19 protein-coding genes are annotated in these 22,893 nt (G+C 56.9%); 4 read left to right on the top strand and 15 right to left on the bottom strand.

What is annotated here, in order from left to right; genetic code table 11:
• Nucleotides 1-15: 15 nt before the first annotated feature.
• Nucleotides 16-543, bottom strand: coding sequence for a YbaY family lipoprotein (locus EDF75_RS00670; RefSeq protein ID WP_041144333.1), 528 nt, complete (start codon nucleotides 541-543; stop codon nucleotides 16-18).
• 219 nt (nucleotides 544-762) lie between these two features.
• Here EDF75_RS00670 and tesB point away from each other — a divergent pair, with 219 nt between their 5' ends.
• Complete coding sequence (tesB, locus tag EDF75_RS00665) at nucleotides 763-1,626, top strand: acyl-CoA thioesterase II (protein WP_133596431.1); 864 nt, start codon at nucleotides 763-765, stop codon at nucleotides 1,624-1,626.
• 65 nt (nucleotides 1,627-1,691) lie between these two features.
• Here tesB and amtB read toward each other — a convergent pair whose 3' ends face one another.
• From amtB to EDF75_RS00640, 5 genes are all read right to left on the bottom strand, one after another.
• On the bottom strand, nucleotides 1,692-2,981 hold the full coding sequence (gene amtB / locus EDF75_RS00660; RefSeq protein WP_166646108.1) for an ammonium transporter AmtB: 1,290 nt from the start codon (nucleotides 2,979-2,981) through the stop codon (nucleotides 1,692-1,694).
• Between the two features lie 33 nt (nucleotides 2,982-3,014).
• Nucleotides 3,015-3,353: a P-II family nitrogen regulator gene (gene glnK, locus EDF75_RS00655; protein WP_004858743.1), complete on the bottom strand. Its 339-nt coding sequence runs from the start codon at nucleotides 3,351-3,353 to the stop codon at nucleotides 3,015-3,017.
• A 242-nt stretch (nucleotides 3,354-3,595) separates the two neighbouring features.
• Nucleotides 3,596-5,374: a SmdB family multidrug efflux ABC transporter permease/ATP-binding protein gene (locus EDF75_RS00650; protein WP_133596427.1), complete on the bottom strand. Its 1,779-nt coding sequence runs from the start codon at nucleotides 5,372-5,374 to the stop codon at nucleotides 3,596-3,598.
• On the bottom strand, nucleotides 5,367-7,139 hold the full coding sequence (locus EDF75_RS00645) for a SmdA family multidrug ABC transporter permease/ATP-binding protein (RefSeq protein ID WP_133596426.1): 1,773 nt from the start codon (nucleotides 7,137-7,139) through the stop codon (nucleotides 5,367-5,369). Before EDF75_RS00645 ends, EDF75_RS00650 begins: the two co-directional genes overlap by 8 nt.
• A gap of 42 nt (nucleotides 7,140-7,181) precedes the next feature.
• Nucleotides 7,182-7,640, bottom strand: coding sequence for an Lrp/AsnC family transcriptional regulator (locus EDF75_RS00640; protein WP_133596424.1), 459 nt, complete (start codon nucleotides 7,638-7,640; stop codon nucleotides 7,182-7,184).
• 115 nt (nucleotides 7,641-7,755) lie between these two features.
• Between EDF75_RS00640 and EDF75_RS00635 the strand changes: the two genes are divergently transcribed.
• Nucleotides 7,756-8,808 carry a PLP-dependent cysteine synthase family protein gene (locus EDF75_RS00635; protein ID WP_133596422.1) on the top strand — a complete coding sequence of 351 codons (1,053 nt, stop codon included), beginning with the start codon at nucleotides 7,756-7,758 and terminating at the stop codon, nucleotides 8,806-8,808.
• Between the two features lie 59 nt (nucleotides 8,809-8,867).
• Here the strand turns inward: EDF75_RS00635 and cof are convergent, their stop codons facing one another.
• A complete protein-coding gene (cof, locus tag EDF75_RS00630) occupies nucleotides 8,868-9,686 on the bottom strand; it encodes an HMP-PP phosphatase (protein WP_133596420.1) in 819 nt (272 codons plus the stop codon).
• A 488-nt stretch (nucleotides 9,687-10,174) separates the two neighbouring features.
• Here cof and EDF75_RS00625 point away from each other — a divergent pair, with 488 nt between their 5' ends.
• Together EDF75_RS00625 and queC are read left to right on the top strand one after the other, a co-directional pair.
• The gene (locus EDF75_RS00625) at nucleotides 10,175-11,875 is read left to right on the top strand and encodes an SgrR family transcriptional regulator (RefSeq protein ID WP_133596418.1); all 1,701 of its coding nucleotides are present in this window, start codon (nucleotides 10,175-10,177) and stop codon (nucleotides 11,873-11,875) included.
• A gap of 66 nt (nucleotides 11,876-11,941) precedes the next feature.
• The gene (gene queC, locus EDF75_RS00620; RefSeq protein ID WP_133596416.1) at nucleotides 11,942-12,637 is read left to right on the top strand and encodes a 7-cyano-7-deazaguanine synthase QueC; all 696 of its coding nucleotides are present in this window, start codon (nucleotides 11,942-11,944) and stop codon (nucleotides 12,635-12,637) included.
• A 101-nt stretch (nucleotides 12,638-12,738) separates the two neighbouring features.
• Here the strand turns inward: queC and EDF75_RS00615 are convergent, their stop codons facing one another.
• The 8 genes from EDF75_RS00615 to tig all read right to left on the bottom strand — a co-directional run bounded on the left by EDF75_RS00615 (nucleotide 12,739) and on the right by tig (nucleotide 22,575).
• The gene (locus EDF75_RS00615) at nucleotides 12,739-13,137 is read right to left on the bottom strand and encodes a YbgC/FadM family acyl-CoA thioesterase (protein ID WP_041144323.1); all 399 of its coding nucleotides are present in this window, start codon (nucleotides 13,135-13,137) and stop codon (nucleotides 12,739-12,741) included.
• Between the two features lie 110 nt (nucleotides 13,138-13,247).
• Nucleotides 13,248-13,631, bottom strand: a complete 384-nt coding sequence (locus EDF75_RS00610) for a ComEA family DNA-binding protein (protein WP_133596414.1) — start codon at nucleotides 13,629-13,631, stop codon at nucleotides 13,248-13,250.
• A 148-nt stretch (nucleotides 13,632-13,779) separates the two neighbouring features.
• Nucleotides 13,780-15,654 carry a peptidylprolyl isomerase gene (ppiD, locus tag EDF75_RS00605; RefSeq protein WP_133596412.1) on the bottom strand — a complete coding sequence of 625 codons (1,875 nt, stop codon included), beginning with the start codon at nucleotides 15,652-15,654 and terminating at the stop codon, nucleotides 13,780-13,782.
• A gap of 213 nt (nucleotides 15,655-15,867) precedes the next feature.
• Nucleotides 15,868-16,140 (bottom strand): nucleoid-associated protein HU-beta, encoded by a 273-nt coding sequence (gene hupB, locus EDF75_RS00600; RefSeq protein WP_002444653.1) that lies wholly within the window; start codon nucleotides 16,138-16,140, stop codon nucleotides 15,868-15,870.
• Nucleotides 16,141-16,347: 207 nt separating this feature from the next.
• Nucleotides 16,348-18,702 carry an endopeptidase La gene (gene lon, locus EDF75_RS00595; RefSeq protein ID WP_133596411.1) on the bottom strand — a complete coding sequence of 785 codons (2,355 nt, stop codon included), beginning with the start codon at nucleotides 18,700-18,702 and terminating at the stop codon, nucleotides 16,348-16,350.
• A gap of 184 nt (nucleotides 18,703-18,886) precedes the next feature.
• The gene (gene clpX / locus EDF75_RS00590; protein ID WP_041144319.1) at nucleotides 18,887-20,161 is read right to left on the bottom strand and encodes an ATP-dependent protease ATP-binding subunit ClpX; all 1,275 of its coding nucleotides are present in this window, start codon (nucleotides 20,159-20,161) and stop codon (nucleotides 18,887-18,889) included.
• A 132-nt stretch (nucleotides 20,162-20,293) separates the two neighbouring features.
• Nucleotides 20,294-20,917, bottom strand: a complete 624-nt coding sequence (clpP, locus tag EDF75_RS00585) for an ATP-dependent Clp endopeptidase proteolytic subunit ClpP (protein ID WP_003021624.1) — start codon at nucleotides 20,915-20,917, stop codon at nucleotides 20,294-20,296.
• A gap of 359 nt (nucleotides 20,918-21,276) precedes the next feature.
• The gene (tig, locus tag EDF75_RS00580; RefSeq protein ID WP_133596409.1) at nucleotides 21,277-22,575 is read right to left on the bottom strand and encodes a trigger factor; all 1,299 of its coding nucleotides are present in this window, start codon (nucleotides 22,573-22,575) and stop codon (nucleotides 21,277-21,279) included.
• Nucleotides 22,576-22,893 lie beyond the last annotated feature (318 nt).

The following is a 22,893-nucleotide window of genomic DNA, read 5'->3' as shown; positions in this document are numbered from 1 at the left end:
GGGGCATGTGAGGTCTTATTGCGCGACGGCCGGCGTGTTCGCCGCTGCGCCATCGCCGGCGACAGGTACCGCGGTTTGCTGTACCGGTACCAGCAGCAGATCGGCACGACTGCCGCCACCGTTGACCACCGTCTGGACCGTATCGGTGATAAACATCAGCTGCCCATTGACCGTAATGGCCGAGCTCAGCAGGATACGCGCGTTAGGCTTTATATCCGCCTGGTTGTACGGCAGAACAAAGTTATACGGCGGCTGCTGGCCTTCGGTACGTACGGCTTTCTGCGCCAGCACGCGCGACGGCGCGTCGGCCAGTGAAGCATCAGACAAGGTCACGGTCAGTACCGCATCCGGCGGCAGGGCAACTTTCTGCCGAATAGAGATAGTCCCGGAAACGTTAGGCTGTTGCTGCGAGGACGTCAGTGACGCGATGCCGTAAGGATCGGCGGCAGCCGCGTTATTTTTCGCACTGTCGCTGTGATTATTGGCACAGGCGGTCAATGCGGTGGCAACGGCTAAAGCACTTAACATATAGGCAAATTTCATGTTGTTCTCCTTTTCATCCCTATATACACAGGAGCATGTCCTACCGACTGAATGGCATGAACATTTGTATCGTGCATAAGTGTGGCACAGATCTCAGATCTCTTCCTGCAAACGACCCCTTATTCAGATTATTACACCCATCGGACCACTTGCGATTCCAGGTTATACTTTGCCTCAATACGCGCCGCGAGAAGCGGTTATCACCGATTGAGGGTAAATATGAGTCAGGCACTAACCAATCTGCTGGCATTGTTAAATCTGGAAAAAATTGAAGAAGGGCTGTTCCGCGGGCAGAGCGAAGATCTGGGGCTGCGTCAGGTTTTTGGCGGCCAGGTCGTCGGCCAGGCGCTGTACGCGGCGAAAGAGACCGTGCCTGCCGAGCGTCTGATCCACTCGTTCCACAGCTACTTCCTGCGCCCCGGCGATAGCCAGAAGCCGATTATTTATGATGTCGAAGTCCTGCGCGATGGCAACAGCTTCAGCGCGCGCCGGGTGGCCGCGATTCAAAACGGCAAGCCGATTTTCTATATGACCGCCTCTTTCCAGGCCCCGGAGCCGGGCTACGAGCATCAAAAAACGATGCCAGCGGCCCCGGCGCCGGACTCTCTGCCTTCAGAGACCGATATTGCCCGTAAGCTGGCGCACCTGCTGCCGCCGCAGGTCAAAGATAAGTTCCTCTGCGATAAGCCGCTGGAGATCCGCCCGGTTGAGTTCCATAACCCGCTAAAAGGCCACGCCGCGGAGCCGACCCGCCAGGTATGGATCCGCGCCAACGGCGCCGTCCCGCAGGACATCCGCATCCATCAATACCTGCTGGGCTACGCCTCGGACTTTAACTTCCTGCCGGTCGCGCTGCAGCCGCACGGCGTGGGCTTCCTTGAGCCCGGAATGCAGGTGGCCACGATCGATCACTCGATGTGGTTCCATCGTCCGTTCAACATTAATGAGTGGCTGCTGTACAGCGTTGAGAGCACCTCAGCCTCCAGCGCCAGAGGATTCGTGCGCGGCGAGTTCTATACCCAGGACGGCATCCTGGTGGCCTCAACGGTGCAGGAAGGCGTGATGCGCAACCGCAATGCATAGGGCGTAACGGCATAAAAAAAGCCTCCCGAGGGAGGCTTTGCTGCTACTGGAGATAACACAAGGATTCAGGCGTTGTAGGCGTTTTCGCCGTGGCTGTTGACGTCCAGACCTTCGCGCTCCTGCTCTTCCGGTACGCGCAGACCGACGGTCATATCAGCAACTTTATAGCCGATCCAGGCGACGATGCCGGACCAGACGATGGTGATGCCGATGCTTTCCAGCTGCACCAGCAGCTGATGCCCCATGGTGACGCCTTCTGCGTAACCCACACCGCCCAGAGACGTCGCGGCAAAGATGCCGGTCAGGATACAGCCGACAATCCCACAGACGCCGTGTACGCCGAACACATCGCACGGGTCGTCAACGCGCAGCCAGCGCTTCAGGACGGTCACGCCCCACAGACCCGCCAGACCGGCAGCAAGACCGACAATCAGTGAACCACCCACGCCGACGTAACCACAGGCTGGCGTAATGCCGACCAGACCGGCGATCGCCCCGGAGCAGGCGCCCAGCAGGGACGGCTTACCGCGGGTCACCCATTCGCCGAAGGTCCAGGCCAGAATCGCAGCGGCAGTCGCCACGACGGTATTCACAAATGCCAGGGCCGCAATTTCGTTCGCCGCGCTCGCAGAACCGGCGTTGAAGCCAAACCAGCCAACGTACAGGATCGCGGTGCCGGTGAAGACCATCGGCAGGTTATGCGGTTTGAACGCCTCTTTGCCAAAGCCCACGCGTTTGCCCATCATGTAGGCACCCACCAGCCCGGCAACCGCGGCGTTGATATGCACGACGGTACCGCCGGCAAAATCCAGCGCGCCGTGCGTCGCCAGCAGACCGCCGCCCCATACCATATGGGCAATCGGGACATAGGAGAGCGTCATCCACACCACCACGAAGATCAGCACCGCGGAGAAGCGAATACGCTCCGCCAGCGCGCCGACGATGAGGCCGACGGTGATACAGGCGAAGGAGCCCTGGAAAGCAACGTGAATGTACTGATAGAAGGAGCCCATCAGCGCTTTCAGCTCAATATTCTTCAATAATACCCAGTCAAAGTTGCCGAAGAAGCTGCCGCCGGTGCCGAACGCCAGCGTGTAGCCGTAAACCACCCACAGAACGCACACCAGAGCAAAGGTGACAATCACCTGAGTCAGCATCGAAAGCACGTTTTTGCCGCGAATCAGGCCGCCGTAAAACAGCGCGATGCCCGGAATAGTCATAAACAGCACCAGCGCGGTGCAAATCATCATAAAGGCGTTGTCGGCTTTATCCGCCACCGCCGGTGCGGCCATGGCCAATCCCGGGAGAAGCGCCAGCGCACCCAGACCTGTTTTCATTGTTGTTGCTATTTTCATCTTCTCAATCCCCATCACTGTGTGGTCTGGTCGTTACAGTGCCGCTTCGTCGGCTTCGCCGGTGCGGATGCGAATAACGCGCTGCAGCTCGGCGACAAAAATTTTGCCATCGCCAATTTTCCCGGTGTATGCCGCTTTACTGATGACGTCGACGACCTCATCCAGCTGATCGTCGGCAATCGCCACGTCAATTTTTACCTTCGGCAAAAAGTTAACGCTGTATTCGGCGCCACGGTACAGCTCAGCATGGCCTTTCTGGCGGCCAAACCCTTTCACTTCAGTGACCGTCAGGCCCTGAATGCCGATGGAAGATAACGCTTCGCGAACGTCTTCCAGTTTAAACGGTTTGATTACCACGGTAACCAGCTTCATAAGTCCCCTCCGATCAGAATTCGTAATGGCAGCAGCTAACACACAGGGAATAAAGCAAAGGCTATGCCAGAAATGAAAAAGGACCGCTAAGCGGCCCTTTTGATGGAGAAAAGCGAGAAACGCCCCGGGAACGCGGGGGAAAGCGCCCGGGAGCGGCTAAAAACGCACCATTTTAGTGCGTGAGAGGTTGCATTTTTGCACCACGCTATATCGCCGCAGAATCACTGCCTGCTTATAGTGCATCAGGCAATCAGGGACTCTTCCTGCGAGCTGGCCGCCAGCTCCTCACCGGCCAGCTGTAGCTGGTACATCTGCCAGTAGCGCCCTTTTTCCGCCAGCAGCTGCTGATGGTTGCCGCGCTCAACCGCCTGGCCGCGATGAAGCACCAGAATCGTATCCGCTTCGACTATCGTCGACAGGCGGTGGGCAATCACAATCAGCGTGGTGTTCTGACGAACCTTTGCCAGCGCCTGCTGGATCGCCTGCTCGGTGCCGGAGTCAATATTGGCCGTCGCCTCGTCGAGGATCAGTATCTGCGGCGTATCGACCAGCACCCTGGCCAGCGCCAGCAGCTGCTTCTGGCCCACCGAGAGGTTGTTGCCCTGCTCGCCCAGCTGGGTATAAAGCCCGCCCTCCATGCCGCGCGCCAGCTCGGCCAGCTGAACGGCTTCCAGCGCGTCCCAGACCTGCGCCTCGCTAATATCGCGGCCGAGAGTGACGTTGGCGTAGAAGGTATCGGCCAGCACCACCGGATCCTGCTGCACCATTGCGACGCCCTGGCGTAATGCGCTGTGGCTTAAAGAAGAGAGCGGCCGGCCGTCAATACGGATCTCGCCTTTGCTCAGCGGGTAGTAGCCCATCATCAGGCTGGCAAGCGTACTTTTACCGCTGCCGGTATGGCCAACCAGCGCCACAAAGCTGCGGGACGGAATTTCAAGGTTGATATCCTGCAGCACCAGCCGATCGCCGCGGTAGGCGAAAGAGAGATCCTCGATCGATACCGTCCCGCTGCGCAGCGGGGCATCGTCCTGCCCCCACGCCTGCCGCGGCCGATCCATCAGCTCGAAGACCCGCTCGCCGGCCACCACCGCCTGCTGCAGCATCGACTGCTGCGTAGTCAGCTCAATCAGCGGCTCGTTCAGCCGACCGAGATAGCTGATAAAGGCGTACAGCACCCCCACCTCAATGGTTCCCGAGGCGCTGAAGCCAAAGAGCATCAGCAGCCCGCACAGCACCAGCGTCGAGAAGAGGCTGAGCAGCGGACGCAGCAGGAAGCCGTCGAGACGCAGCGTTTGCATGCGCGCCAAATAGTGGGCATAGCTGGCCTCGCGCATCCGCTCGCCGAACCGCGCCTGCTGGCGGAACTGCTGGATAACGCCCATACCGTTAATCACTTCATTAAAGCCGTCGTTGATATCTGCCAGCCAGGCGCGCACCCGCCGGACGATAGGCGTGCTGTAGCGCTGATAGATCATCATGACGATCAGCACCGCCGGGAAAATCGCCAGCGCCACCAGCGCCATGCGCCAGTCGAGGCTGAACATCGCCACCAGCATGGCGCCAATCAGCGCCGCGCTGCGCAGCACCGTCGCCACCACGGTAACGTAGAGATCGCGGATCACCTCGGTGTCGTTAGTCACCCGGGAGATAAGCTGCCCGACCGGCTGCGTATCAAATTCGCTCAGCGGCTGGCGCAGCGCGGCATCCATCACGTCGCTACGCAGCTGCTGAACGACGCCGACGGCGGCGCGGTTAAACAGCAGCGACTGGTTGTAGTGCAGCGTCGCCGCGAGGATCTGCAGGCCAAGATAGGCCACCGCGAGGCCGCTAACCAGCTTCAGCGGCAGCGAATTCTTCGCCACCATATTGTCGATAAAGTAGCTGATCAGCAGCGGGCCGCTGACTTCGGCGGCGGCCGCAACCCACATCATTCCGACCGCAATCAGCAGCGGCCTGCGCCACGGCGAGCCGTAGGCCAGCAGGCGTTTTAAGGTCGGCCAGAGTTCGGTAAAACTACGCATCGGCAGCCTCCTCAAGTTCATGAGGGGCATCATCCAGCGCCGCCTCCAGCTGCTGATAGCGGTACATATCGCGATACCAGCCCGGCTGCGCTGCCAGCACGTCATGGCGGCCGCGCTGGGCAATATGGCCATGCTGCATCACCAGAATTTCGCTGGCTTCCGTCAACGCCGATAGACGATGGGCGCTGATGATTACCGTCCGGCCTTCTCCCCACTGCCGCAGGTTATAGAGTATCTGGTGCTCAGTGCGGCCGTCTACCGCCGACAGGGCATCGTCAAGAATCAGGATCTCCGCCTCCAGCAGCAGCGCGCGGGCAATGGAGATGCGCTGTTTCTGTCCACCGGAGAGCATCACGCCGCGTTCGCCCACCTCGGTCTCGTAGCCCTGAGGCAGGCGCAGAATATCCTCGTGAACGCTGGCAAGGCGCGCCACCCGCTCAATTTGCTCGGCCGTCGCGTCGGGCCTGCCGAGCGCGATGTTGTTTGCCACGGTGTCGGAAAACAGGAACGGCGTCTGATTGACCACCGCCAGCCGGCCGCGCCAGCTGTCGAGCTGTAGCCGGGTTAGAGGAATATCGTGAAAACGAATATCTCCCTGGGTGACGTCGAAGTGGCGCTGTATCAGCGCCAGAATCGTGCTTTTCCCCGAGCCGGTTGGCCCGCAGATGCCGAGCATTTGCCCCGGCTGCAGCACAAAATTGACCTTCTCCAGCGACGCTTTGTTGGCCTGAGGATAGATAAATTCGCGCACGGCGACGCTAAGCGTTCCGCGCCCTTCCGGCGCCGCTTCGCTGCCGTCTTTGACCGCCGGCGCCTCTTCCAGCATCGTGCGAATCCGGCTGTAGGCCGCGCTGCCGCGCTCAACGATATTAAACATCCACGCCAGCGCCAGCATCGGCCAAATCATCAGCCCCAGATACATCACAAAGCTGGTGAGCTGGCCCAGAGTCATGCTGCCCTGCAGCACCATCCAGCTCCCGCCGCCGATCGCCAGCAGGTTGGCGGTGCCGATAGCGATATAAATCGTCGGGTCAAAGCGCGCGTCGATGCGCGCCACGCGCATGTTTTTCTTACCGGTATCCTGCGCATCGGCCGCGAACTGCGCCGACTGCCGGTCTTCCAGGCCAAAGGCTTTAATCATGCGGATACTGGTCAGGCTTTCCTGGGTTCGGTCGTTGAGGCTTGAGAACGCCGCCTGCGCCACGCGAAAACGCTCGTGCAGCGCATCGCCGTTGCGCTTAATCACCAGCGCCATCACCGGCATCGGCAGCAGCGCCAGCAGCGTGAGCTGCCAGCTGATTTGCGTTGACATGACGATCAGCACCGCGCAGCCCATCACCAGCGAGTCCACCAGCGTCAGCACGCCCTCCCCCGCCGCGAAGACCACCCGGTCAACGTCGTTGGTGGCGCGGGCGATCAGGTCGCCGGTGCGATGGCGCAGGTAGAAGGCCGGATGCTGGCGGCTCAGCTGGCGATAGAAATCTTCCCGCAGCTCGACGGCCAGCTGATAAGAGGCGCCAAACAGCAGCACGCGCCAGACGTAGCGCAGCAGGTAAACCATTATCGCGATAAGTACCAGCACGCCAATCCACATCCACACCTTTTCCGCGGTGTAATGTTCTTTGGTGACGCCATCAACCACAATCCCCACCACCTTAGGTGGGATCAGCTGTAGGACGGCGATAATGGCCAGCAGAGCAATAGCGCCGAGATAACGGCGCCACTCCCGGCGGAAGTACCAGCTAAGTTGAGCAAATAATCGCAAGCAGTTAAATCCTGAGTGTATAAATCGTCGTGGCAAACGCCGTTAATCAATCGGTAAGGCCGTGGTGTATTTTATCTGTTCCATGGCAAAACTCGAAGTCACATCGGAGAGTCCCGGAACGCTGTTCACCAGCCGTTTATAAAAATCGTCGTAGCGCTTCATATCCGCGACCTGGACCCGCAGCAGGTAATCATACTCCCCCGCCATGCGCCAGAAGCCGAGAACTTCCGCCATTTGCGTCACCTCGCTTACGAAGCGGCAGTACCAGTCGCTGCTGTGATGCTGGGTCTTGATCAGCACGAAGGCCGTCAGGCTAAGACCGAGCTTTTCGGCATCAAGCAGCGCGACCCGCTCGCGCAGGATACCCTCATCTTCCAGCCGCTTCAGCCGTTTCCAGCAGGGCGTGGTGGTCAGATTAACGGCATCAGCCAACGCCTGCAAAGAGAGGGTACAGTCCCTCTGCAGTAAAGAAAGCAGCTTGCGGTCAATTTTATCTAACATAGGTCACCAATAGAGAAAATTTTACTCCTTTTATTGTAATTCAAAGGCTAAATAGCAACAATTTTTCCTTCGACTTCCTTTAAGCTGGGCACAAAATGACAAACAGGAAATGAAGATGAACAGCGCCTGGGTAAAACACGCCATTAGCGAAATCAACGCCGACTATCAGCGCTCCGCCGACACGCACCTTATTCGCCTTGCGCTGCCCGGGTTCCCAGGGATCCAGATCTACCTGAAGGATGAAAGTACCCATCCCACCGGCAGCCTGAAGCATCGCCTGGCGCGCTCGCTCTTCCTTTATGGTCTGTGCAACGGCTGGATTAAAGAAGGGACGACGATTATCGAGTCGTCTTCGGGCTCCACCGCGGTGTCCGAGGCCTACTTCGCGCGCCTGCTGGGCCTGCCGTTTATTGCCGTGATGCCTTCCTGCACGGCGAAGCGCAAAATCGAGCAGATCGAGTTTTACGGCGGTCGCTGCCATTTCGTGGACAGCGCCTGCGAAATCTACGCCGCCTCCGAAACCCTGGCTCGCGAACTGAACGGCCACTATATGGACCAGTTTACCTTTGCCGAGCGGGCGACCGACTGGCGAGGAAACAATAATATTGCCGACAGCATCTTCCGTCAGATGACCCATGAGCCGCATCCGCAGCCGTCGTATATCGTGATGAGCGCGGGAACCGGCGGGACCTCGGCAACCATCGGCCGCTATATCCGCAGCCAGGGCTACGATACTCAGCTGATGGTGGTTGACCCGCAAAACTCGGTATTTCTCGACTACTGGCAGAGCCGCGACGCCGGCCTGCGCAGTCCGGTCGGCAGCAAAATAGAAGGTATCGGCCGCCCGCGCGTCGAGCCGTCATTTATTCCGGATGTGGTTGATGAAATGCTGCGCGTGCCCGATGCCGCCAGCGTCGCAACCGCCCTGTGGCTGGAGACGCTGCTGGGCCGTAAGGTCGGAGCCTCAACCGGTACCAATATGTGGGGCGTGCTGGAGCTTGCCGTCCGCATGCGCGCCGAAGGGCGGACCGGCTCGATTGTGACCCTGCTCTGCGACAGCGGCGAGCGCTACCTCGAAAGCTATTACAATCCGCAGTGGGTAGCGGCCAATATCGGCGACATCGCGCCGTGGCAGGCGCAAATTGCGGCAAGAGTGGCAGCGCAATAAAAAAAGCCAGGCTTAATGCATCATCGCGATGCCCGGCCTGGCTTGCTGGAATGGTCTGATTATTCGGGGGAATAAGGAAGATCGGGTGTATCCAGCCAATGCGTTAAAAAGTGGGAAACGGCCTGGTTGCGGCAGTCTCCGATAACCGGTAAATGCGGCAGTTCAGCCTTGAGCTGCGCCATTGCGTTGCCCATAATCACCCCGCGCCCGACGCTGCCCAGCATCTCGCGGTCGTTCATCGCGTCACCAAACGCCATACAATCCTGCAGCGTCAGGCCAAGATGCTGGCTAAGCACCGCCAGCGCCGCGCCCTTATTACAGCCGTTCGGCAGCACTTCCAGGCACTCAATGGCCGAGAAGCATATATGCGCGCGATCGCCCAGGGCTTCAGTAAGCTGGACTTTCAGCCGCTGGAGATCCTGATAATCGCCGCAGAAGCACACTTTAGTGACCTCGTGCGCCGACATGCGTTTTAAATCACGGATGTGGTAGCGGAAGCCGCTAAAGATATGCGCCTGCAGCAGCTCGGGGATCGCCTGCCCGGTAAACCAACCGCCGTCGTTAAATACGTGCATGCTGGCCGCCGTATCCCAGGCGCCGTGCAGGACGAGTTCAGCGACGCCCGGATCGAGATCGCATTGATGCAGCACCTCCCCCTCCAGGGAGTGGATGCGCGTGCCGTTGCCGGTGATCAGGAACGCGTCGAGCGCGAACTCGCCGATCACGTGGCGCATTTCCAGAGCATGACGCCCGGTGGCAAAGGTCAGGGTTATATCGCGCTCGCGCAGACGTTTCAGGGCCGAAAGCGTGCGCTCTCCCAGACGATGGTCCGGCATTAACAGCGTACCGTCCATATCAAATGCAGCGAGTCTTGCCATGTTTTGCTCCCGGAGGTGAGGTGGGTTTTGCTTGTGTTCCAGTATTGCCTGAGATATACGGAAGTAATAGTGAATAGATATTTTTTGTTGTTCCGGGTTTATAAGCGGCGCATGAGCTGGCCTCAAACGGACGCAATGCAGCCACTACAAGCGCCAGTGATTGTCTTGTCAGGTAAAGTAGGTATACACAAAATCATTCGACCTGCATCAAGGCGGCAAGTGCGCGAATCCCCGGGAGCTTACGCCAGTAAGTGACTGGGGTGAGCAAGCGCGGCCAACTCAAGCAACTCAAGCAACTCAAGCAACTCAAGCAACTCAAGCAACTCAAGCAACACAGAGACAGCCTTGTCAGGTGAGGTGGATATACACAAAATCATTCGACCTGCATCAAGGCGGCAAGGGCGCGAATCCCCAGGAGCTTACGCCAGTAAGTGACTGGGGTGAGCAAGCGCGGCCAACGCAGAGGCAGGTTGAAGGATGAAGTGTATATGAGATTACTGAACAGGCTGAACCAGTACCAGCGCCTCTGGCTGCCTTCTTCCGGCGCTCCGCAGCAGGTTACCGTGGGCGAGCTGGCTGAGCGCTGTTTTTGCAGCGAACGTCATATCCGCACGCTGTTACGCCAAGCGCAGGAGGCCGGCTGGCTGAGCTGGCAGGCCAGTTCCGGTCGCGGCAAGCGCGGCACTCTTCTTTTTCACACTTCGCCTGAGATGCTGCGTAATGAGATGATGGAGCTGGCGCTCAATAGCGGACAGCAGAAAAATGCGCTGGAGCTGGCCCAGCTGGCGCCGGTCGATCTTAAAGCGCTGCTGTCGCCGTTCCTCGGCGGCCAGTGGCAGAACAATACGCCGACCCTGCGGATCCCCTACTATCGCCCGCTCGAACCGCTGCGGCCCGGCTTTTTACCCGGCCGGGCGGAGCAGCACCTCGCCGGGCAGATATTTTCCGGCCTGCTGCGTTTTGATGCGCAAAGTACCTGCCCGATGGGGGACCTGGCCCACCACTGGCAGGTCTCGGCGGACGGATTACGCTGGCATTTTTACATCCGCTCGACGCTGTTCTGGCACAACGGCGACCCGATAGAGACGCCTCAGCTACGCCAGCGTCTGCTGATGCTGCTCACTATACCGGCGCTGCGTACGCTCTTCGCCAGCATCAGCCGGATTGATGTTACCCACGCCCAGCGTCTGACTATTACGCTGCATCGTCCGGACTACTGGCTGCCGTTTCGCCTTGCCAGCTATTGCAGCGTCCTCGCGCATCCGGACGATCCGACGATCGGCAGCGGCCCGTTTCGCCTCAAGCTGTTGAGCCCCGAGCTGGTGCGGCTGGAGAATCATCCCCGTTATCATCTGAATCATCCGCTCATCCAGGCCGTCGAATATTGGATAACCCCGCAGCTTTTCGAGCAGGATTTAGGCACCAGCTGCCGTCATCCGGTGCAGATAACGATTGGCGATGCCGACGAGCTGGCCCATCTTCGTCAGGTCAGCAATAGCATTAGCCTGGGCTTTTGCTACCTGACGCTGCGCCAAAGCCCTCGCCTAAGCAAAGCTCAGGCCCAGCGGCTGGTGGCGCTTATTCATCGCTCTTCGCTGCTGGAAACGCTGCCGCTGGACGAAGATCTGATTACTCCCAGCAACGAAGTGCTTCCCGGATGGTCAATTCCGCAGGAGCCTGAAGATCGGCAGGTCGCGCTGCCCGAGCGGCTAACCCTGCTCTACCATCTGCCGGTTGAGCTGCATACCATGGCCGAACAGCTACGGCAGCGGCTAAGCGAGCTCGGCTGTTGCCTGACGCTTATTTTTCACGATGCCAAAAACTGGGACGGCTGCCAGGCACTGGCGCAGGCAGATTTGATCATGGGCGATCGCCTGATCGGCGAGGCGCCGGAATATACTCTTGAGCAGTGGCTACGCTGCGACGCCATGTGGCCAAATTTACTGACCGGGGCACAGTATGCTCATCTGCAGGCCACGCTTGATGCGGTCCAAACGCAGCCGGATGAGCGCAGCCGCAACGATGCTTTGCGTAACGTATTCAACAGGTTAATGGACAACGCCATCATGACGCCGCTGTTCAATTATAATTATCGCATTAGCGCCCCGCCGGGAGTTAACGGCCTGCGCCTTAACGCGCGCGGCTGGTTTGATTTCGCCAGCGCCTGGCTGCCGGCCTCATCGCCGTGATGAAGCTGGTCGCCGCGCCCATCAAGCGCTACCATACTGCTTTCATTTTAATAGCCAGGAATGACCATGAAACGCGCCGTAGTTGTCTTCAGCGGAGGACAAGATTCAACGACCTGTCTGGTGCAGGCTCTGAAGCAGTATGATGAAGTGCACTGCGTCACTTTTGACTATGGGCAGCGCCACCGCGCAGAGATCGACGTCGCTCGCGAGCTGGCGCTAAAGCTGGGCGCCGTGGCCCATAAGGTGCTCGACGTCACCCTGCTTAACGAACTTGCGGTGAGCAGCCTGACCCGCGATAGCATTCCGGTTCCGGACTACGAACCGGACGCCAGCGGGATTCCGAATACCTTCGTTCCCGGGCGTAATATCCTCTTTTTAACCCTGACGGCGATCTACGCTTATCAGGTTAAAGCCGAAGCGATTATCACCGGCGTTTGCGAGACCGACTTCTCCGGCTATCCAGACTGTCGGGACGAGTTCGTGAAAGCGCTCAACCACGCCGTTAATCTGGGCATGGCAAAAGATATCCGCTTTGAAACGCCGCTGATGTGGCTCAACAAGGCTGAGACCTGGGCGCTGGCCGACTACTGGGGCCAGCTGGAGCTGATCCGTACCGAAACCCTGACCTGCTATAACGGCATTAAGGGTGACGGCTGCGGGCAGTGCGCCTCCTGTAACCTGCGCGCCAACGGCCTGCATCAGTACCAGGCCGATAAGGTCGGCGTCATGGCGCTGATGAAGCAAAAAACAGGGTTGCAGTAAGCATCGCCAGACGCTTCCCCCGCTCGCGCTTCGCTTAGCGGGGTTACAGGTCCATATTAGGGATGGCGCGTGGCGGGAAATATGCGCGCCGGCCCTTTCCGCTACAGCTCCATCTGCTCGAGCTTCTCGCGCAGCTCACCGTCCAGCGGCAGCGCCTTCTGAGTTTTCAAATCGATACAGACAAAGGTAATCATCGCATCGGCGACTACTTCCCCTTCGGGATTCAGGGTTACCGTCTGGCTTAAGGTGCCGCTTTTGCCGTTCAGCTGCTGCAGGTGGCTGGTGACGGTTAACACGTCTCCAAGGACCGCCGGACGGCGATAGTTAATATTGATGTTCACCACCACGAAGGCGATATTGCGGGCGGTCATCCAGTGGAACGCCGCGCTGTTTTCCAGGCCATCCCAGCGCGCCTCCTCGAGGAACTCAAGATAGCGGGCATTATTAACGTGCTGATAAACGTCCAGGTGATAGCCGCGAACTTTAATTTGTGTCTGCATAGCGCAAGTGCCTTTGTCTTATTATCGTTGATGAGGTAAGAGGTCACACCACTCGTATGACCTCTTTAGTCTGGCAAAGATTTACGCTGCTGCAAGCCCCTGGCGCAAAATTACAGGGTGAGGTGCGCCAGGTTTCGCTCTACCAGCGCATGACCCATTCCGGGAACCTGCTTGAGATCGTCGATGGTCTTAAACGGCCCAAACTCTTCGCGATAGCTCACAATCCCCTGCGCTTTCTTCAGGCCTACGCCGTTCAGCGCCTCCATCAGGTCCTGCGCGCTGGCGCTATTGATGCTGACCTTTGTCGTCCCCGACTCCCCCACTTTGGCTGAGTCGGGCGCTTTAGCCCGCACGCTCTCCCTACCTGTCGACACCGACGACTTACCTGTCGCCACCTGCGCCTTGCCCTCGGCAGGCGCTCCCAGCGCCACAGGGCTTCCCGCAGCGCAAAGTAATGCGGCGGCAGCTACGATCGCTTTCACTCTTGGTTTCATGCTGTGTTCTCCTTTTTTGTAGACAGCAGAGCCACGATAGCGAGCGGAGAAAAAGAGGACAAAAGGCGAATGCCAGAAATGGAAAAGGCCGCGAAAGCGGCCTTTGGGGATTACATTACGTTACTTGCTTTTGCGAGTATGCGCGAAATTACTGCTGCTGGTCGATGATATCGCCGAGCTTAATTTTCGCTGATTTACGCAGGCTGCTCATCAGCGCTTCGAAAGCAATCTGGGCATTGTTTTGCGTAATACCCTGCACCATGGCCTGTTTCTGCTCAGCCGGCATGTCGCCTGCTTTAACGGCATCCAGAGCCAGCAGTACCACGTTACCGTTCGCATCGCTGCCCACGCCGTAGCTTGCTTTACCTTCCTGCGGCAGCGGCAGAGCGAACGCGGCCTGGCTCAGCGGATCCTGACCGGTGCGCGCGAGCGTCTGCGCCGCGCCGAAGCTTAAGCCTGCGGCCTTCATCGCGTCATCGCCTTTGCCATCTTTCAGGGCAGCCAGCAGTTTGTCCGCATCGAGCTTAGCCTGCTGCTCAGCTTTGGTGTGCTTAACGATATCCGTCACCTGCGCTTTGACTTCCGCCAGCGGCTTAACGGCCTGCGCTTTATGCTCGCTAATGCGCACAACAAAGGCGCGATCGCCATCAACGGTGATGATATCGGAGTTGCTGCCCGGTGCGCCGTTTTCGCCCACCAGGCCACCGTTAAAGATAGCGTCGGAGACCGGCTTAAAGTTCAGCTCTTCCGGCAGGTTGTCGTGTCCGAACCAGCCCGTTTCGACAACTTTAACGTCCGCTGCCTGTGCTGCGCCGGCCAGAGATTCGTTATCGTTGCTGGCGGCATCGCTCACCTTCTGCTGCAGCGCGTAGTACGCATCAAGCGCTTTTTCCTGCTTCACCTTCGCTGCGATATCCGCGCGAACGTCGGCGAGCGGTTTCACCTGCGCAGGCTGAACGTCAACCAGGCGTACGACCAGGAAACCGACGGAAGATTTGATCACGCCGGAGAGCTGGCCTTTTTCTTTCAGCCCGGCCTCTTTCAGCTCGGGAACCGTTGCCGCATCTTCCAGCCAGCCCATGTCGCCGCCGTTGCGGGCAGAGATAATGTCGGTAGATTTTTCTTTCGCCAGCGTCGCGAAATCGGCGCCTTTTTTCAGTTCGTCCAGTACGGCCTGCGCATCAGCTTCGGTCTTCGTCTGAATCACGCTGTAGCGGTTACGCTGCGGCTGAGTGAACTGATCCTGATGCTGGTCGTACCAGGACTGAATTTCCGCGTCAGAAGCGTTCTCCTGCATGCTCGCTGCATCCATTTTGATGTAGCTCACGCGGAACTGCTCCGGCGCCATGAAGCGCGCCTGGTTCTGCTGATAGTAGGCCTCAACTTCCGCGTCGGTCACCGTCTGCTTCGCCGCCAGCGCGTTGACGTCAATCGTTGCTTCACGCACCACCCGCTGCTGAGAAACCAGCGCCGCCAGCTGGTCGGATTCGCCCGGCAGCATGAAGTCGGTACCGGCAACGGCGTTAATCAGCTGCTGAGTCGTCAGCTGGTTGCGCAATGCCTGAGCGTACTGGTCGGTGGTCATGCCCATCTGATTAACGATGCCGCCAAAACGTTCGTTATCAAATTTACCGTTAGACTGGAAGGCCTGGGTCTGGAAGATGGCCTGCTTCACCTGGGCATCGCTGACGCTGAGGCCGAGTTCACGCGCGTACTGGTCAAGCAGCGATTCGTCGATCAGGCGGTTCAGCACCTGCTGGCGCATGGTTTTCATGTAGTTTTCGTTGGCCGCCAGTTCAGAGAACTGGTCGCCGAGCTGCTGCTGCATGCGATTACGTTCGCTGGCAACGGCATTTTCAAACTGTGAGCGACCAATTTCCTGGTCATTAACTTTCGCGGCATAATTGCTGCTGCCGCCAATCAGGTAACCACTCACCCCGGTCAAAATGAACGAGACAATGATGATACCGAAAATAATCTTGAGCACGACGCTGTTGGCGGCCGTGCGTAGGTTGTCCATCATGGTGTAACAACGCTCCGCTGTAGATGACTTTAGCTCGCGCAGCATAGCACGTGATGGCCGCCGCGCGTGAGGACCTATTTTGACAACAAAATGGGGTGATTGTCAGCCCACAAGTGTCCGCAAACACACATAAAGTCGCTTTCTGGAGAAATAAAAAAGGCACATCTCTCGATGCGCCCTTGTACTTCGTCAAATTCCCTGACGGGAAGCCGATCAGTTGACCGCGTCTTTCAGCGCTTTACCAGCACGGAAACCCGGAACTTTAGCAGCGGCAATAGTAATTTCTTTACCTGTTTGCGGGTTGCGACCGGTACGGGCAGCACGCTCTTTAACAGCAAAAGTACCAAAACCTACCAGCGCAACGTCATCCCCAGCCTGCAGAGATTCAGTAACAGAAGCAATTAAAGCATCTAACGCACGTCCGGCTGCAGCTTTAGAAATGTCCGCACCCGCAGCAATTTTGTCAATCAGTTGAGATTTATTCACTGTTCTCTTCCTCTCTTTATAATTTATATCGCACCAGAATCCTTCGTGGTGCGACCGCGCAGCAGTTATATCAGGACTGTCATGCCCTTACAACAGAGTTGTAGATGACCCCCTGCCAGCGATCTAAGTTAGCTACACAAAAAAAGGCTGGCAAGCACGAATTTACTTACCAGCCCTACTTTTCTTAGCGCAATTTGCGCGAAATCACTATTTCGCCGTGGCAACCTGCATGCCGAACGGCTCATTCTGCAGCGCAAGTGCCAGAACTTCTTCGATTCGTTTCACCGGATGGATATCCAAATCGGCGATAACGTTATCTGGAATTTCTTCAAGGTCACGTTTGTTTTCGTCAGGAATCAGAACAGTCTTAATGCCGCCGCGGTGCGCCGCCAGCAGTTTTTCCTTCAGACCACCGATTGGCAGCACCTGACCACGCAGGGTAATTTCCCCGGTCATGGCGACATCGGCGCGTACCGGATTGCCCGTCAGACAGGAGACCAGCGCGGTACACATCGCAATACCAGCGCTTGGGCCATCTTTCGGCGTCGCCCCTTCCGGAACGTGGACGTGGATATCACGTTTTTCGTAGAAATCTGAGTTAATACCCAGCTTATCCGCACGAGAACGCACCACGGTCAGCGCTGCCTGAATGGATTCCTGCATCACTTCGCCGAGCGAACCGGTGTAGGTGAGCTTGCCTTTACCCGGAACGCAGGCGGTTTCGATGGTCAGCAGATCGCCGCCCACTTCCGTCCACGCCAGGCCGGTCACCTGACCTACGCGGTTTTCGCTATCCGCACGACCGTAGTCAAAGCGCTGAACGCCGAGGAAGTCGTGCAGGTTATCGCCGTTGATGGTGATGTGCTTGAGCGATTTATCCAGCAGCAGCTGTTTAACCGCCTTACGGCACAGTTTGGAGATTTCACGCTCCAGGCCACGCACGCCCGCTTCACGGGTGTAATAGCGAATAATGCCGACGATCGCGCTGTCTTCAACGGTCAACTCGCCTTTTTTCAGCGCGTTACGCTCGATTTGCTTCGACAGCAGGTGCTGTTTAGCGATGTTCAGCTTTTCATCTTCGGTATAGCCGGAGAGACGAATAACTTCCATACGGTCCAGCAGCGGCGCCGGGATATTCATGGAGTTAGAGGTCGCCACGAACATCACGTCGCTCAGATCGTAGTCCACTTCCAGATAGTGGTCGTTAAAGGCCACGTTCTGTTCAGGATCCAGCACTTCCAGCAGAGCTGACGCCGGATCGCCGCGCATGTCGGAGGACATTTTGTCGATCTCATCAAGCAGGAACAGCGGGTTTTTAACCCCCACTTTCGCCATTTTCTGGATCAGTTTACCCGGCATTGAGCCGATGTAGGTCCGGCGGTGACCGCGGATTTCCGCTTCATCACGCACGCCGCCCAGCGCCATACGCACGTATTTACGTCCGGTGGCTTTGGCGATGGATTGACCCAGAGAGGTTTTACCTACCCCCGGCGGCCCAACCAGGCACAGGATCGGCCCTTTGAGCTTATTCACGCGGCTCTGCACTGCGAGGTACTCAAGAATACGATCCTTCACGCGTTCCAGACCGTAGTGGTCGGTATCGAGGATCTCCTGCGCCTGGCGCAGATCTTTTTTGACCTTGCTGCGGGCGTTCCACGGCACCTGCACCATCCAGTCGATGTAGCCGCGCACGACGGTAGCTTCCGCCGACATCGGCGACATCATCTTCAGCTTTTGCAGTTCCGCTTCGGTTTTTTCTTTCGCCTCTTTCGGCATTTTCGCGGCGTCGATTTTACGCTTCAACGCTTCGTTTTCGTCCGGGGCATCGTCCATCTCGCCGAGCTCTTTCTGGATGGCCTTCATCTGCTCATTCAGATAGTACTCACGCTGGGACTTTTCCATCTGCTTTTTAACGCGGTTGCGAATGCGTTTCTCAACCTGCAGCAGATCGATTTCTGATTCCATCATCGCCATCAGATACTCCAGACGTTCGTTAACGTCGGACATCTCCAGCACGGACTGTTTGTCCGCCAGCTTCAGCGGCATGTGCGCCGCGATGGTGTCCGCCAGACGCGCGGGATCGTCGATGCTATTCAGCGACGTCAGCACTTCCGGGGGGATTTTTTTGTTCAGCTTGATGTAGCCTTCAAACTGACCGATAGCCGTGCGAACCAGGACTTCCTGCTCGCGCTCTTCAATAGCAGGCGATTCAAGGTACTCCGCTTTCGCTGAAAAATGCTCGCCGTCGTCGGATAACGCGGAAATACGCGCCCGCTGCAGGCCTTCAACCAGCACTTTTACCGTGCCATCAGGCAGCTTCAGCATCTGTAAAATTGACGCCACGGTCCCGACGGTGAAAAGATCATTTACACCCGGCTCATCCGTTGAAGCTTCTTTCTGCGCAACCAGCATGATTTTTTTATCATGGTCCATAGCCGCTTCAAGACAACGGATAGATTTTTCCCGCCCTACAAACAGGGGTATGACCATGTGCGGATAAACCACCACATCGCGCAACGGCAATACGGGGATTTCAATGCGTTCAGAACGCTCAGGATTCATAGAGCTCTCTCTTAGTTTAAAGTCCGCCAGGTAGCCAGCGGCACGACTCTCGATCGCGTCGCCGTTAATATGTAATCCAGTATATGGGGATGTAATCCACACATTCAACGGCAGGAATGCAGGAAAAATAAAAGGGGAGATAAAATCCCCCCTTTTTGGTTAACTGCTTGAGCGAGTTGGCTAATTATTCACCAGACGCCTGCTGCGCTTCCGGTTTCCCGTAAATCAGCAGCGGCTTGCTTTGTCCGTCGATAACCGAGGCGTCGATGACCACTTTTTCGACGTCTTCCATCGACGGAAGGTCGTACATGGTATCGAGCAGCGCCGCTTCTACGATAGAACGCAGGCCGCGGGCGCCGGTTTTACGCGCCATCGCTTTCTTGGCGATAGCGTCCAGCGCTTCATCACGGAACTCCAGCTCAGCGCCTTCAAGATTGAACAGCGCCTGATACTGCTTGGTCAGGGCGTTTTTCGGCTCTTTCAGGATCTGAATCAGCGCGTCTTCGCTCAGCTCGTTGAGGGTCGCCACCACCGGCAGACGGCCGATAAACTCGGGGATCAGACCAAACTTGATCAGATCTTCCGGCTCAACCTGGGACAGCAGTTCGCCTTCGCTGGCCTTGTCGGATTTCGCTTTTACCGTCGCGCCGAAACCAATTCCGGAACCGGTCTCTACGCGATGAGAAATCACTTTATCCAGGCCGGCAAACGCACCGCCGCAGATAAACAGAATCTTGGAGGTATCAACCTGCAAGAACTCCTGCTGCGGATGCTTGCGTCCGCCCTGAGGCGGAACGGCGGCAATGGTGCCTTCGATAAGCTTCAGCAGCGCCTGCTGCACGCCTTCACCGGAAACATCGCGGGTAATCGACGGGTTATCCGATTTACGGGAAATTTTGTCGATTTCATCGATATAAACGATGCCGCGCTGCGCTTTCTGCACGTCGTAGTCGCATTTCTGCAGCAGTTTCTGAATGATGTTTTCGACGTCCTCACCCACATAACCGGCTTCGGTCAGGGTGGTGGCATCAGCCATGGTGAACGGTACATCCAGCAGGCGAGCCAGCGTTTCCGCCAGCAGAGTCTTACCGGAGCCCGTCGGCCCAATCAGCAGAATGTTGCTTTTACCCAGCTCCACGCCGTTGCTGGTATCGCCATTGCGCAGGCGCTTGTAGTGGTTGTATACCGCTACTGCCAGCACTTTTTTCGCCGGTTCCTGGCCGATAACGTAATCGTCAAGATGGTGGCGAATCTCGTGCGGAGTCGGCAGCGCGCTGCGCTCGCGATGCGGCGCCACTTCTTTAATCTCTTCGCGAATGATGTCGTTACATAAATCAACGCATTCGTCGCAGATATACACGGATGGCCCGGCGATCAGCTTACGCACTTCATGCTGGCTTTTGCCGCAAAAAGAGCAATACAACAATTTGCCCGATCCATCTTTGCGTTTATCTGTCATGAGTCCAAACCTCTTATTAAGTTCTTTGTGCCGCACACGACGACGCAAATGCCATTCTCAGGCGCAAGCCGCTGTTAAGCGTTGTGCCGCCCTACTTCAGACAAGTATAGCGGCACCCTTGCGCCAGGGGCATCAATTACGATGGGTCAAAATGGAATCGACCAGGCCGTATTCCACCGCTTCTGATGCAGACAGGAAGCGGTCACGCTCGGTGTCGCGCTCAATCTGCTCAAGGGATTGACCCGTATGGTGTGCCATCAGTTCATTCATGCGCCCCTTCACTTTCAGAATTTCACGGGCGTGAATTTCGATATCCGTTGCCTGACCCTGATAGCCGCCCAGCGGCTGGTGGATCATCACGCGGGAATTCGGCAGGCAGAAACGCTTGCCTTTTGCCCCTGCGGTCAGCAGGAACGCGCCCATCGACGCCGCCTGGCCCATACAAATGGTGCTCACGTCAGGCTTGATGAACTGCATGGTGTCATAAATCGACATCCCGGCGGTAATCACCCCGCCCGGAGAGTTAATGTACAGGTAAATGTCTTTTTCCGGGTTTTCTGCTTCCAGAAAAAGCATCTGCGCCACGATCAGGTTCGCCATGTGGTCTTCCACCTGGCCGGTCAGAAAAATGACGCGCTCCTTGAGCAGACGGGAATAGATATCAAAAGAACGTTCACCGCGCGAGGTCTGTTCAATGACCATCGGCACCAGGGCCATATGGGGTGCAAAGTTATCTCGTTCGCCACTGTATGACATTTCCGTCTCCTGGATTAATTTTGAATAAACCTGCTGCACTGATTGTAACCTTATGGACGGATTATCAGCCAGAGTCTTCTGCCCGTCATCATTCGAATTACCGCTGCTTAAGCTGAATTCCTGCGTCCTCAATGATGGCGGCCAGACACGCTTCGTCATTATGCATGATTTCACGCGTGCAGTTACGTTCCCCGGTAATGGGGGCGTTGTCGCCATAATTCAAGCATAACAATCTTTTGTCGTAACGCTATCACTGAAATCGGCTTTTCGCACTCGTCCTAACGCCATCATTGTTCTAAAAAAAAACCCGCAGCCTCTCGGCAACGGGTTTTGCTCGAACCTTAAACCGCCGGGCGAAATTACGCCTGCTGGTTCATCAGCTCGCTGAAGGAGGTCGCTTTCTCGGAAACTTTAGCTTTCGCCAGTACCGCTTCAACAGCCTGCTCTTCCAGAGCTACGTTACGCATGTTGTCCATCAGTTCGTTGTTTTTGCTGTAGAACTCAACAACTTCAGTCGGATCTTCGTAAGCAGAAGCCATCTCTTCGATCAGGCCTTTCACGCGGTCTTCGTCAGCTTTCAGCTCGTTGGTACGAATCACTTCGCCCAGCAGCAGGCCAACAACAACGCGGCGTTTAGCCTGCTCCTCGAACAGCTCACGCGGCAGTTCCAGAGCCTGGTTTTCGTTACCGCCAAAGCGCTGAGCAGCCTGACGACGCAGAACGTCGATTTCGCTGTCGATCAGTGCCGCAGGAACGTCGATTTCGTTAGCCTTCACCAGACCTTCGATAGCCTGAGTCTTCACGCGGTTACGCACGGCGCCTTTCAGCTCGCGATCCATGTTTTTACGCACTTCAGCGCGCAGACCTTCTACGGAACCATCTTCAACGCCGAAACGTTTGATGAATTCTGCAGTCAGTTCCGGCAGCTCGCGCTCTTCAACTTTCTTCAGGTTAATAACGAACTTAGCCGCTTTACCTTTCAGAGTTTCTGCGTGGTACTCTTCCGGGAAGGTCACTTCGATAGTGAACTCTTCGCCAGCTTTGTGGCCTTTGATACCGTCTTCAAAGCCCGGGATCATACGACCCTGGCCCATCGCCAGTACGAAGTCAGACGCTTTGCCGCCTTCGAACTCTTCGCCGTCAACGGAACCGCTGAAGTCGATGGTTACGCGGTCTTCTGCATCAACAGCGCCGTCTTTGTCTTTCCAGTTCGCCTGCTGCTTGCGCAGGGTATCCAGCATGGTGTCGACGTCAGCGTCGGTCACTTCAACAACCGGTTTTTCAACTTCGATCGCGTCCAGACCCTGCAGCTCAACTTCCGGATAAACTTCGAATTCTACCGCGTAGGTGAAGTCTTCACCCAGCTTGTATTCGCCCGGAACATAGTTCGGTGCGCCAGCCGGATTGATTTTCTCTTTGATGATCGCGTCAACGAAGTGACGGCTCATCAGGTCACCCAGCACGTCCTGGCGAACGGATGCGCCATAACGCTGAGCGACAACATTCATCGGCACTTTACCCTTGCGGAAGCCGTCAATGCGAACTTTTTTCGCTACGTTGACCAGCTCGCTTTTGACAGCATTCTCGATGCTGTCAGCAGCGATAGTAATCGTTACACGGCGCCCAAGGCCCTGAGTGGTTTCAACTGAAACTTGCATCTTGTTACCTCAAAAAAATCACAGTGCTCGGTCAACTCTGGAAGCGCGTGTAGGTTGCTTCGCAGAACCGGGATGCCCTCTTCACTTCAGAAACACATTCCCTGTCGTCAGAATCATCCCGAAGACATTCATATAAGACGCGGCATTATAGCGGCATCACTTTTGTGAGTCGAGAACGGTTGTCGCCCACTGCTGCGGCATTTTTCACATTTCTCGTGCAAATTTACCTGTAAAAGTGTCCATAGCGCACATTTTCCAGGCAAAATAAAACGGCCCGTAGGCCGTTTTCTGATAAATCTTCACGCAACATACTGGAAA

This window comes from Klebsiella sp. BIGb0149 (assembly GCF_004362605.1).
GTDB lineage: Bacteria > Pseudomonadota > Gammaproteobacteria > Enterobacterales > Enterobacteriaceae > Klebsiella > Klebsiella terrigena.
Note: the sequence above shows the minus strand (reverse complement) of the source record. Positions and strands in the feature narration are given on the sequence as shown.